The sequence below is a fragment of the Myxococcus sp. CA039A genome (assembly GCF_013336645.1).
GTDB lineage: Bacteria > Myxococcota > Myxococcia > Myxococcales > Myxococcaceae > Myxococcus > Myxococcus llanfairpwllgwyngyllgogerychwyrndrobwllllantysiliogogogochensis.
In genome coordinates this window covers 23,449-36,248 of record NZ_JABUMQ010000074.1, presented here as the reverse complement: position 1 = coordinate 36,248, position 12,800 = coordinate 23,449, and the positions used below count along the sequence as shown (strand labels likewise).

Genomic DNA, 12,800 nt, shown 5'->3' with positions numbered 1-12,800 from the left:
CCCCGCCGCAGCTCCGCTCCACGACGACCCCTTGAATCAGAGCGAAGCGCCCGCAGGTCACCGCGCGCGGAACCACGGGAGCGGACTGAACGCCCCCCAGACACAGGCTCACCGCTGTGTCTCCGCGCCCGCACGCAGGCCCGGTCCGCGCCTTGCAGAACCCCTGTGCACGAGACGCGGCCAACAGCGCCGCTCAGGAGCACAAGGTCATGTGGATGACACGGTGTTGGAAGGTGGCGGCGATGTGCGGCTTTCTGGCCGCGCCCGGGGCCCTGGCGAAGCCGACGACGCTCGCTCAGCCCCCCGAGCGGACAGACACGACTCCCCTCCTCTTCGACGCGGGGATGCCGGAGCGCGAGGACCTCTTCGAGGGCGCGCCGGACGAGATGGCCCCGCCCCGCCTGCGCCACGCGGAGCCCGTGTCCTGCATCGCCGCGCCGGAGGGCCGCCTGTGGGTCGCCTCCACCGAGGAGTGCGGCGACACCGAGTGCATCGACAAGATGACGGTGTGGGTCGGCTCGTGGACCGTCGAGGACGTGGCGGTCGACGTCCAGTGCGACGCCGAGCACGTCATCCTCTCCACCCACGACTGGCGGATGGTCCTCATCTCCGACGGCAAGGGCGACTTCGACGTCGAGGAGTCCACCCTGGGCGAAGAAGAAGCCCCGCTGGCCGGAGGCGAGCTGACGACGCCCGCCTCCGAGAGCTGAACGTCACGGACCGATGCGGCGCAGGATGAGGATGGGGCCTTCGTCCAGCCGCCTGTCCCGCAGGTCAATCTCGCAGTCGATCATCCAGTCACCATGGCCCTCGGGGTCCATGATGCGCTGCTGGACCTCCCAGAGCCGCTGTCCCGACTCCTTGAGGAACGTGTTGGCCGGCTTGCGAGCCTGGGGCGTGAGCACCACGATTTTGTGCTCCTCGTGGTACGGCACCATGGCCTGCTCCAGCTTCGGCGCGGTCCACTCGCCCAGGGCGTTGTCCAGGAGCGACAGCGCATCCGCGTAGCGCTTCTGCCCCAGCGCGCGCAGCAGCCGGTGCAGCTCCTCGCGCACGCGGGCCGCGAAGGCGCGAGGGTCCTCGGTGAGCTCCTTCGGCTTGAGCTCCACGGCCGGCTTCGCCTCGACGACGGCGCCCGGGTTCTTCATCCGCTCCCACTCGTCCACGAGGCTGGAGTCCACCTGACGAATGGTGGCCCGCAGGTGGTCGATGATGTCCTCCACCTCCTCCGTGCGGAAGCGCTCCGGCACCGTCTGCGACAGCGTCTTGTACACGTCGCTGACGTAGCGCAGCAGCACGCCTTCGCTGCGCTGCAGCCCGTACTCCCGCACGTAGTCGTGGAAGGACATGAAGCGCTCGAACATGTCGCGCACCACGGCCTTGGGCCGGATGTTCTCCTCGCCCACCCACGGATGCTTGCGCGCGAAGGCGTTGAAGGTGCCGTAGATGAACTCGCGGTTCGGCTTCGGCCACTCCAGCTTCTCCAGCTCCTCCATGCGGTCGTCGTATTCGACGCCGCGCGCCTTCATCTCTTGAATCTTCTCGCCCTTGAGCTGGTGCAGCTGCGCGTAGAGCACCACCTCCGGGTTCTCCAGGATGGACTCCACCAGCGTCACCACGTCCAGCGCGTACGTCTCCGTGGTGGGGTCCAACAGCTCCAGCGTCTCCAGCAGGTACAGCGACAGCGTGTGGTTGAGACTGAAGTCGTACTGGAGCTCCTGCGCCACCTTCACCGTGGCCCCCGAGCCGCCCTCGCCGCGCGTCACCTCCACGATTCCCGCGCCGCGCAGCGTGCGGAAGTCCCGCGCCGCCTCCTTCAAGTGTCGCCGCTTCAGAAAGTCCGAGTCATGGCAGCGCTGGATGAGCTGCACCAACCGGTGATAGCCCCCGGTGCCCCGGATGTGGTCGCTCTGGAGCAGGTTGAGAATCATGCCGTGGGACACGGCGAAGCGGGACTCCAGCGGCTCGGGCATGCCCGTCTGGAGCCGCTCGAAGGTGCTCTTGTCGTACTGGACGAAGTTCTTCTGCGGCGGCTTCGCCTTGGGCGTCTTCTTCTTGCCCGCGGCTTCCTTGGCGGCCTGCTTGACGTTCTCGACGACATACTCGGGCGCCTGGGCGACGACGCTGCCCTCGTTGTCGAACCCCTTGCGACCCGCGCGACCTGAAATCTGCAGGAAGTCGCGCACGCTCAGCGTGGTGAGCTTCTCGCCGTTGAACTTGAAGAGCTGCGTGAAGAGCACCGTGCGGATGGGGATGTTCACGCCCACGCCCAGGGTGTCCGTGCCGCTGATGACCTTGAGGTGGCCGCCCTGGGCCAGCTTCTCCACCAGCAGGCGATACTTGGGCAACAGGCCCGCGTGGTGCATGCCGATGCCGTGGCGCAGATAGCGCTGGAAGTCCTTGCCGTACGGCGTGTCGAAGGGCGCGTCCATCAGCGCGAGGCGGATGGCCTCCTTCTCCTCCTTGGTGGAGAAGTCCACGCTCATGAGGTTCTGCGCCTGCTCGGCGGCGGCGCGCTGCGTGAAGTTCACCAGGTAGATGGGGTATTTCTTGCGCGCGATGAGGTCCTCAATCGTCTCGTGCAGCGCGGACTCGCGGTAGTCGAAGTCCAGCGGCACCGGGCGCTGGGTGCTGCGCACGGTGGCGACCTCCCGGCCGGTGAGCTTCTGGAGGCTCTCTTCGATGATGTGCGTGGGCCCCAGCGTGGCCGACATCAGGAGGAACGTCGCCTGGGGCAGCGCGATGAGCGGAATCTGCCACGCCACGCCACGGTCCCTGTCCGAGTAGTAGTGGAACTCGTCCATCACCACGTAGTCCACCCGGGCGCCCGCGTCGCGCAGCGCCAGGTTGGAGAGGATTTCGGCGGTGCAGCAGATGATGGGCGCGTCGCGGTTGATGCTCGCGTCGCCGGTGAGCATGCCCACGTTCTCCGCGCCGAAGGCATCACAGAGCGCGAAGAACTTCTCGTTCACCAGCGCCTTGATGGGGCAGGTGTAGAAGGAGACCTTGCCCTCGGCCATGGCCTTGAAGTGCAGGGCGGTGGCCACCAGGGACTTGCCGGAGCCGGTGGGTGTCTTGAGGAACAGGTGCTTGCCCGCCAGCAGCTCCAGGATGGCTTCCTCCTGGGCCGGGTAGAGGCTGAGGCCGTTCGTGGAGACGTAGCCGACGAAGCGGTCCAGGATGCTGTCAGCGTCGAGCGGGGGCTCGCCCTTCTTGGGAAGCAGGGCGGCGAGCGGCGCTTGGGACTCAGGGGTGTCCATCACCCGGCGGACTCTAGAGCAGCCACCGTTTCGAGTCCGCTGGTAAATCAGACACCCGTGTCCCACGAACGGTCCTGACCCGGACGCGGGCGCCGGGATTCGGTCCACCCCGCGTCATTGTCCACGCACGCCGGAACGATGTGGCTCGCAGGGCCCGTGCCTACCGTTGCGCGACCTTTCGACCAACAAAGGGGCAGCCTGATGTTCCATCCGTGGCGTCTTGCCTTTCTCGCTGCCTGGGCCTCGTTATCGGTCGCCCAGGCACAACCCGCCTCCGTGGGACAATGGACCGCCGTCCAGAAATGGCCGTACTCGGCGGTCCACACCCACCTGCTGCCCACGGGCAAGGTGATGTTCTTCTCCGAATTTGGAGACGGCGACACCCCCACGCTCTGGGACCCGCAGACCAACGTCCTCACCACGCTGCCCAAGGCGGGCTTCAACATCTTCTGCGCGGGCCACGCCTTCATGCCGGACGGTCGGCTGTTCGTGGCGGGGGGCCACATCGACAATGACTCCGGCCTGCCCTACGCCGCCACCTTCGACCCCTTCAAGCTCACCTGGACGCGGCTGCCGAACATGAACGCCGGCCGCTGGTACCCCACCGTCACCACGCTCGCCAACGGGGACATGCTGGTGATTGGCGGCGCGAAGGAGGACAGGACCAAGAACCTGATTCCTCAAGTCTGGCAGACGTCGAAGAACTCCTGGCGCAACCTGACGGGCGCGAGCCTGGACCTCATGTACTACCCGTGGATGTTCGTGACGAACACGGGAAAGACGCTCATGGCGGGGTACTGGAAGCCCGCGCGCTTCCTCGACACGGATGGCACCGGCTCCTGGACCTCCGGGCCTCGCACCAGCTACGCCCACAGCCGCAACGCGGGCAGCGCGGTGATGTATGACGACGGCAAGGTGCTGGTCACCGGTGGCGACAATCCCCCCACCAACAACGTGGAGATTCTGGAACTCAACGCCACGAAGCCCACCTGGCGCACGGTGCCGCCCATGCGCTACGTGCGCCGCCAGCACAACAGCACCGTGCTCCCGGACGGCACGGTGCTCATCACCGGCGGCCACAGCGGCCCCGGCACCGACAACCCCAAGTACCCCCGCCTGGAGACGGAGCTGTGGAACCCCGTCACCGAGCAGTGGTCGGTGCTCGCGCCCGCGTCGGCCTATCGCGGCTACCACTCCACCACCCTGCTGTTGCCGGATGGGCGCGTGCTCTCCGCGGGCAGCCGCAATGTCAAGACGATGCAGGTCTTCTCCCCTCCGTACCTCTTCAATGGCCCGCGCCCCACCATCGCCTCCGCGCCCGCGTCCATCGCCTACGGAGAGACCTTCCGCGTCAACACCCCCGAGGCGGCCAGCATCACCATGGCGTCGTGGGTTCGCCTGGGCTCCGTCACCCACGCCTTCGACGAGAACCAGCGCTTCATGAAGCTGCGCTTCACCGCCAGCGGAGGGGGGATCAACGTCGTCGCGCCGCCCAACCCGAACGTGGCGCCGCCCGGGCACTACATGCTGTTCCTGCTCAACTCGAAGAAGGTGCCGTCGGTCGCGAAGATCATCCGCATTGGCGGAGGAGGCACGACGCCGCCCCCGACCGACCCTCCTCCCAACACCGGCTACACCGCGGTGGCCTTCGGCTCCGAGTGGAAGTACGACGACCGCAACGTCGACCCGGGCTCCGCCTGGACGTCCCCTGGCTTCAGCGACGCGTCCTGGAAGAAGGGCCTGGCCCAGCTCGGCTATGGCGAGACGGACGAGGAGACGAAGATGACGAAGACGACGCCGGCGCAGCCCACCGTCTACTTCCGCCGCAAGTTCACCGTCCACGGCATGGTGGAGCAGGCCACGCTCCAGGTGATTCACGACGACGGCGTGGCGGTGTTCCTCAATGGCACCCAGGTGTTCTCCAAGTACGTCGGCTCCACCGCGCACTCGGCCTATGCCTCCGGCACCGCCTCCGACAACAGCCTGAGCGAGACAACCATCCCCGGCTCTCGCTTCTTGATGGGAGAGAACACGCTGGCCGTCATGGTGAAGCAGGCGAACGCCACCTCCAGTGATTTGTCCTTCGACCTGGAGCTGAAGGTGGCCACCGACGGCATGCAGCACGATGCCCTCATCATGGAGAGCCCCAACGGCGGCGAGACGCTGCGCCCGGGCAACGTCCAGATGCTCCAGTGGATGACCCACGGCGCGGGTGTCGACAACGTGAGGGTGCAGTTCTCGCCCGACGACGGGGCCAACTGGACCACGGTCGACCAGGGTATCCCGAACATCGGTTTCTATGAGTGGGCGGTGCCGGGCACCGAGACGGCCAAGGGCGTGCTGCGAATCTCGGACGCCTCGCGGCCGGACATCGATGATCGCACGGACCTGCCCTTCACCATCTCCCGGACGCCCCAGTTCCAGGCCATCGCCTTCGGCGAGTACTGGAATTTCGATGACCGCAACGTGAACCCGGGCACGCAGTGGACGTCGCTCAACTTCGACGACGGCGCGTGGCGCTCGGGCCCCGCGAAGCTCGGCTACGGCGACGGGGACGAGCACACCGTGATCACCAAGACGACGCCCCTCCAACCGAGCGTCTACTTCCGCAAGAAGCTCACGCTCGGCGAGGCCATCCGCACCGCCAACCTCCGCGTCCTGCATGACGACGGCGTGGCCATCTGGGTGAACGGGAAGCTCGTCTACTCGCGGTACGCCGACAACGGCCTCGGCCATGGCACCTTCGCCAGCGGCGTGTTGAAGGACGCCGTCATCAGCACGGCCAGCTTCGACGGTTCGGCCTTCGTCGTGGGGGAGAACATCATCGCGGTGATGGTGAAGCAGGCCAACGCGGAGTCGAGCGACGTGGCGTTCGACCTCGAGCTGAACCTCGAAGCGAAGTAGCCACCTGGCGGCCCCGGATGTGACTCAGAGCACCTTCACCGCTTTGACCATGTCCGGGGCCAGCTCCTCGTGGGGGAGGATGGAGAACCCCAGTCGCTTGCTGACGTTCTGCATGGCGCGGTTGCCCGCGAGGATGTCCGCGACGATGCGCTGCATGCCCCACGCGCGGCCCACCTCCACCAGTCGCCGCAGCATCTCCGAGCCCAGGCCCTGGTGCTGCACCTCATCGCTGATGAGGATGGCGAACTCCGCGTCCCGAGTCCCCCGCAGCCGCGTCAGCCGCCCCACCCCCAGAATCTCTCCGCTGCGCCGCTCGGCCACCAGCGCCATCTCCCGCGCGTAGTCGTTGAAGCAGATGCGCGCCAGCCGCTCGTGCGCCACGCGCGTGCTCAACTGCATCAGCCCCGCGTAGCGCAGGAACACCGTCTGCTCGGAGAGCGTCCGGTGGAAGCGCTCCATCTTCGGCTCGTCCTCCGGACGGATGGGCCGCAGCAGCAGCTCCTCGCCGCTCTTCATCTTGAACGGAGACACGTACTGCTGCGGATAGGGCTCGATGGCGAGCCTGGGCAGCTCCGCCTCCGTCACGTCGGGCGGGTGCAGCACCACGCGCGCGTCCAGCGCGAGCAGTCGCTCCGGTGAGGCCAGCAGGGGGTTGATGTCCACCTCCTTCACCAGGCGCTGCTCGACGACGAGCTGACCGAAGCGCACGAGCAGCCGCTCCAGCGCCGGCAGGTCCACCGGCTTCGCCCCGCGCACCCCGCGCAGCGCCTGGAGGATGCGCGTCTGCTCCATCATCCGCCGCGCGAGCGTCGTGTTCAGCGGAGGCAGCCCCAGCGCCCGGTCCTTGAACACCTCCACCAGCGTCCCGCCCGCGCCGAAGAGCAACACCGGACCGAACTGCGGGTCCAGGCTGCTGCCCACGATGAGCTCGTAGCCACCCAGCTTCACCATGGGCTGGACGGTGACGCCGTCGAAGGCCTCCCCCTTCCCCAGTTCCACCAGTCGCTCGCGGATGCCTCGGAACGCGGCGCGCACCGCCTCCGCGTCCGGAAGGTCGAGCCGCACGCCGCCCACGTCCGTCTTGTGCGTCACCGTGAAGGAGTGGAGCTTGAGGACCACGGGATATCCGAGCGCCTGCGCCTGGGCCACCGCGCCCTCCTCCGTGGTGGCGAGCCGCGTCTCCACGGTGGGGATGCCATAGGCGGCCAACAACTGCTTGGACTCGTGCTCCGTCAGGAGCGTGCGTCCTTGCGCTCGCGCGGCATCCACCAGTCGCCGCGCCGCGTCCCTCCCGCCCGTGGGCTCCTCGGCCAGCGTCGGCGTCTCGTACAGGCCCGCGAGGTTGTACGAGTAGCGCCACATGTAATTGAAGATGCGCGCGGCCGTGTCGGGATAGCCGAAGGTCGGAATGCCCGCGTCGTTGAGGATGCGTTCGCCCGCGACGACCTCCGAGCCGCCCATCCAGCTCGCCAGCACCGGCTTGCCGGAGAGCTTCGCGTAGGGCTTGAGCCGGTCCGCCGTCTGCGTGGGCTCCGTCATGTCCTGCGGCGTGAGGATGACCAACAGCCCGTCACTGTTCGGGTCCTTCCCCGCGACCTCCAGGGCCTTCGCGTAACGCTCCGGGTCCGCGTCGCCGAGCACGTCCACCGGATTGCCATGGCTCCACTGGGGCGGCAGAAAGCCGTCCAGCGCCTTCCGCGTCTCGTCGCCGAGCACCGCCAGCTCGCCGCCCCCCGACACCAGCGCGTCCGTGGCGAGCACGCCAGGCCCGCCCGCGTTGGTGAGGACGGTGAGGCGACGACCCGCCGGGCGCGGCTGCTTCGCCAGCGTCTCCGCCATGTAGAAGAGGTCGGAGATGGACTCCACGCGCAGCACACCGGTGCGACGGAACGCGGCGGTGAGCACCTCGTCGCTGCCCGTCAGAGTCCCCGTGTGGGACGCGGCGGCCTGTGCGGCCTGCGCGGTGCGCCCCGCCTTGATGACGATGATGGGCTTGGTGAGCGCCACCTCGCGCGCGGCGGAGAGGAAGGCTCGCGCATCCCCGATGGACTCCATGTAGATGAGGATGGAGCGCGTCATCGGGTCATCGGCCAGGTAGTCGATGAGGTCGCCCCAGCCGACGTCCAGCATGGATCCCACGGAGACGAAGGCGCTGAAACCCACCGACTCGCGCAGGCTCCAGTCGAGGATGGCGGTGAGAAGCGCGCCACTCTGGCTGATGAAGGCCACGTTGCCCGGGCGCGCCATCGACCCGGCGAATGTCGCGTTGAAGCCCGTGGGCGGACGCATCACGCCCAGACAGTTGGGGCCGATGATGCGCATCCGCGCCGCCTGGGCAATCTGGAGGATTTCCCGCTCCAGCCGCGCGCCCGCCTCGCCCGTCTCCTTGAAGCCGGCGGAGATGATGATGGCGCCCTGGACGCCCAGCTCCGCGCACTCGCGGATGACATCGGGCACGGCGGGCGCGGGCGTGACGACGACGGCCAGGTCCACCGGCTCCGGCAACGCGCGCAGCGACGGCCACGCGCGAATGCCCAGCACGTTGGGGCGCTTCGGATTGATGGGATAGACGGTGCCGCCGAAGGGATTGCTGATGAGATTCCAGAGGACGGTGCGCCCCACGCTGCCCGGACGCTCACTGGCACCCACCACCGCCACGCTGCGCGGCTTGAAGATGACATCCAACGGCTGCCGCGTGCCCTGCTGGTGCAGCACGTTGTAGGAAGGGTCCGACTTCCGGGGGCCAGTCGCGCGCTCGTCCATGAGGGCATCGTGTTTGAAGCGGTGCGGGCGCGCACGCAAGCGCTTCACTCGTCAACCGTGCGGCAGCCGTCATCCGCCCGGCTCTATCGCTCAGTCGAGACCGCTCTTCCCCTCGGCCCAGTACGCCTTCACCTTCTGCCCCGCGTGCGCGACACCGCTCGAACGGAGCCGGGCCCTCACGGCCTGGATGGCGTGCGCCCGCCCCGTCAGGACCAGGTGCGCGCCACGCCGTCGCTCCAGCGCCGCCCGCAGCCGGGCTTCCACGTCCGCGAGATGCGCTTCGTCCGACCGCTTCTCCACCACCGAGGCGCCCGCGAGGCCCAGCTCCCCCAGCACCCCCTCCGACTCTCCTCGCGAGGAGACCTCGAACACGTGCTCGACGTCCGCCGAGCCCGCCTTCAGGTACTTCAGCGTGTGCGCGACGGCGAACGACGTCTCGTCCCCGAAGAGGACCACGGGCCCGGGGAGCGACTTGAGCGCGAGGGAGCCTCTCGGCCCGAAGAACTGGCAGCGGTCTCCCACCTTGAGGTCGCGGCCCCATCGCGCGCCGGGGCTGTCGCCGTGCATGTAGACGAGGAAGCGCGTGGACCCCAGCGTCGAGTCCCAGCCCAGCGGCGTGTACGTCCGCATGCCCACGTCGGGAAGGAAGACCTGCACCTTGTCCCCCGGGCTCCATTCGACGTCACGCAGCCCCTCGCCCACCCACTCCATCCAGCGGAAGTGCGGCGACACGTCCCGCACCTGTCCCACTCGCGCTTCCTTGAACAGGAACCGCCCCAGCAGCCCGCCGATGATTGCCTGCCCCGACGCCATGCTTCTCGCTCCACGTTCGGTGACACCCGTCACGCTTGATTGACGGGCGCCATTCTCGCGCCATCCCAGCCCACCGGGATGAACAGAGATGACGCGCTCATGAAGAAGTGTGAAGCCACACAGGGACAGGCCCACCGCGCGCTACGCCGCGGACGCGCGAGCCTGCGCCACCGCGGGCTTGAGGACCTCTCGTGCCCACTGAGCCAGCGTCGTGGACGTGGTGGTCTCCGCGGACCGGGGCTCGGCCGCGTCCATCCGTCCTTCGGGGATGGCCTCGTACATCTGCACGAAGAGGTCGACCATGAACGCGGGCAGGCCCATGCCCAGCATCGCCTTGCGAGCGTCGTCGAAGGAGACCTGCACGTAGCGCACGGGCTGACCGAGCTCTCGCGAGAGGATGCCCACCACCTCCGTGTACGTGAGGTCCTGGGGCCCGTGAACGCCGATGTACCGGTGCCCCTTCCAGCCCGCGTCGAGCAGCACGTCCGCCGCCTTGTGCGCGATGTCCACCGTCGCGACGAAGGGGGCGCGGCGCTCGGGAGAGGTCGTCAGGAAGAGCGTGCTCGCGTTCACGAGCGACGGCAGGTCGCGCAGCAGGTTCTCCATGAAGTAGCCCGGACGGAGGATGGTGACGTCGGCGACGGCGGCCTTGAAGGCCTCCTCCACCGCGAGGAGCACGCCCACCGGCCCCGTCCCTGGACCCGACTGCGCGCCGACGCTGGACAGCACCACCACGCGCTTCACGCCATGCTGCTTCGCCTTCTGCGCCGCCAGTCGCCCCATGGCCTGGGTCCATTCGACGAAGTCCGGGCGCATGGCGGGCGGCGTCAGCCAGAAGACCGCCGAGGCTCCGGCGAAGGCCTTGTCCAACACGGCCGCGTCGTCCGAGGACCCCTCCACCACCTTCGCGCCACGCTTCACCAGGTCCGCCACCTTCTCCGCGCTCCGGCTGATGAGGGTGAGGGACTGCCCCGCCTCCAGCAGCCGCAGGGCGAGGTTCCGGCCAATGTTTCCATTCGGGGTGTTGATGACGATGCTCATGGACGCCTCCGGTGACTTCGAGATGGCTCCAGAGTGTTCCTCCCCCCATCATGAGGCTATCGCATGTTATTCATTGGCACATGAGCAAGTCGCATGTTGCCCGGGGAAAGAGCCGCGTCCCCACCCGACGCAAACCTCGCGTCTCCCCTGCGCCGAGCCAGCCGTCGAACACGGGACTGGACCTGTCCGGCGTCAACCTCAACCTCGTCGTGGCGCTGGATGCGCTGCTCACGGAAGGCAACGTCACCCGGGCAGCCGCGCGCGTGGGCATCACCCAGTCCGCCATGAGCCACGCCCTGCGGCAGCTCCGGGAGCAGTTCGGAGACGCCCTCCTCATCCGGGGCCGGGGAGGGATGATTCGGACCCCGCGCGCCGAACAGCTCGCCGCCCCACTCCACCGGGGACTGCTGGAGGTCCAACGAGCGCTGCGCAACGAGTCCGTCTTCGAGGCCCGCACCTCGGCGCGGCGCTTCACCATCGCCTCGGGTGACTACTTCGCCGCCGCCCTGCTGCCCCCGCTGCTGGAGATGTTCGACGACGAGGCCCCCCGCGTGGACCTCACCATCCGCCCCCTCGTCGTCTCCCAGGTGGAGGCCCAGTTGGAGAGCGGCGAGGTGGACCTGGTCATCGGCGCCTACCCGGACCCCGCCCCCGCGCTGCGCCAGCAGAAGCTCTTCACGGAGGACTTCGTGTGCGTCGTCCGTCGCGACAACTCCCTGGTGAAGGAGGAGCTGGACCTGGAGACGTACCTGCGCCTGCCCCATGTCCTCGTCAGCCCCCGGGGCGAGGGGGCGGGCGCCGTGGACGTCGCGCTGGAGCGCCTGGGCCGCAGTCGACGCATCGGCCTGCGGATTCCCTACTTCCTCACCGCCGCCATCTCCATGGTCCGCTCCAACCACGTCCTCACCGCCCCCCGCCGACTGGCCGAGCTCTTCCTCGACCTCTGCCCCCTGCGCATCCTTCCTCCGCCCGTCTCCCTGAGACCGTTCGACGTCCTCCAGGTCTGGCACGAGCGTTTCGACGACGACCCCGCCCACCGGTGGCTGCGCGGCATGGTCTCCCGCGCCGCCGCCGCACCGCGTGATGAGCGCTAACCCCATGGGAATCCAGCGCTTTTCATGACGGAGCAGGCCGGCTGTCGCTCGCCGACAGGGACACTGAACGTCAATTCACCTGTGGGCGAGCATCCGACGGGCCGACCGGTGTAGGGTGCGACCCTATGACTTCTTCCGAGAAGCTGATTTTCACGCAAACCGTGGAAGCGCTCTTCGTGCGCGCCCTCGAGAACCGCCTCACGCCAGCGTGTCGGGAGCACCTGCGCCGTGCGGGCCTGGACCTCGACCAGAAGCTTGGGCGGACGTATTCGCTGGAGCAGTGGAAGGAGTTCCTCCGCATCGCCGCTGGGCACGTCTACGGCGGAGTTCCCGCTGAAGCCGCGTACTACTCGCTGGGCGAGCGGTTCATGGACGCCTACTTCGGGACCTTCTTTGGCCGCGCGCTCCTGGGCGTCGTCCGGCTGGCAGGCCCCCGGCGGATGCTGCTGCGCGCGGGGATGGGCTTTCGCGCCGGCAACAACTTCAGTGTGGTCGAAATCGTTGAGCGCAGCCCCACCTTCGTGGAGCTGCGGATGAACGATGTGCTGGCGGACGTCCCCACGTTCTCCGCGGGGCTGCTGGCTCGGGCGGTGGAGCTGTGTGGGGGCTTCCGGGTGGTGGTGCTACCCGAGGAGTTCGACGGGACGTCGGCGACGTTCCACATCCGTTGGGCGGAAGTCACGGCCGAGTCGGCCATGCCGCCCCCGGCGGCCGGTTCCGCGGGCGCGCCTCGGCCCCGAGCCTGAGTGAGTCCCGCGCGCCCCCGGTGCAATCCGCCAGGGTGGCGCGCGGAACGCCATGCTCGCGGGGCTTGCGAGCGGGCGCGCTGACGGCTCCGGGAGCACACGCTCCCGAGTGAAGCCTCGCCGCCCACCCTGTCCCCTTCCCGCTGGCATCACCGCTGCAATCCCTGGGTCCGGTCGCG

Annotated in this window: 8 protein-coding genes; 4 read left to right on the top strand and 4 right to left on the bottom strand. The window is 68.4% G+C overall.

All coding sequences use genetic code 11. The features are described 5' to 3' along the window. The first annotated feature begins 215 nt into the window (after positions 1-215). Complete coding sequence (locus tag HR086_RS14780; protein WP_174455717.1) at positions 216-710, top strand: hypothetical protein; 495 nt, start codon at positions 216-218, stop codon at positions 708-710. Positions 711-713: 3 nt separating this feature from the next. On the opposite strand, the gene HR086_RS14775 is transcribed toward HR086_RS14780, so the two are convergent. Further along, complete coding sequence (locus HR086_RS14775; protein WP_174465945.1) at positions 714-3,260, bottom strand: RNA helicase; 2,547 nt, start codon at positions 3,258-3,260, stop codon at positions 714-716. 276 nt (positions 3,261-3,536) lie between these two features. On the opposite strand from HR086_RS14775, the gene HR086_RS14770 reads away from it, so the two are divergent. Further along, a complete protein-coding gene (locus HR086_RS14770; RefSeq protein WP_371817267.1) occupies positions 3,537-6,164 on the top strand; it encodes a galactose oxidase-like domain-containing protein in 2,628 nt (875 codons plus the stop codon). Positions 6,165-6,188: 24 nt separating this feature from the next. On the opposite strand, the gene HR086_RS14765 is transcribed toward HR086_RS14770, so the two are convergent. From HR086_RS14765 to HR086_RS14755, 3 genes are all read right to left on the bottom strand, one after another. Continuing rightward, positions 6,189-8,927, bottom strand: coding sequence for a bifunctional acetate--CoA ligase family protein/GNAT family N-acetyltransferase (locus HR086_RS14765; protein WP_174465944.1), 2,739 nt, complete (start codon positions 8,925-8,927; stop codon positions 6,189-6,191). Positions 8,928-9,017: 90 nt separating this feature from the next. Beyond that, a complete protein-coding gene (locus HR086_RS14760; RefSeq protein ID WP_174455720.1) occupies positions 9,018-9,740 on the bottom strand; it encodes a siderophore-interacting protein in 723 nt (240 codons plus the stop codon). A 141-nt stretch (positions 9,741-9,881) separates the two neighbouring features. Continuing rightward, entirely contained in the window at positions 9,882-10,781 is a 900-nt protein-coding gene (locus tag HR086_RS14755; protein WP_174465943.1) for an NmrA family NAD(P)-binding protein, read from the bottom strand. 80 nt (positions 10,782-10,861) lie between these two features. Between HR086_RS14755 and HR086_RS14750 the strand changes: the two genes are divergently transcribed. Further along, a complete protein-coding gene (locus HR086_RS14750) occupies positions 10,862-11,875 on the top strand; it encodes a LysR family transcriptional regulator (protein WP_174465942.1) in 1,014 nt (337 codons plus the stop codon). Between the two features lie 125 nt (positions 11,876-12,000). Continuing rightward, on the top strand, positions 12,001-12,621 hold the full coding sequence (locus tag HR086_RS14745; RefSeq protein ID WP_141641193.1) for a DUF2378 family protein: 621 nt from the start codon (positions 12,001-12,003) through the stop codon (positions 12,619-12,621). The last annotated feature ends 179 nt before the right edge of the window (positions 12,622-12,800 follow it).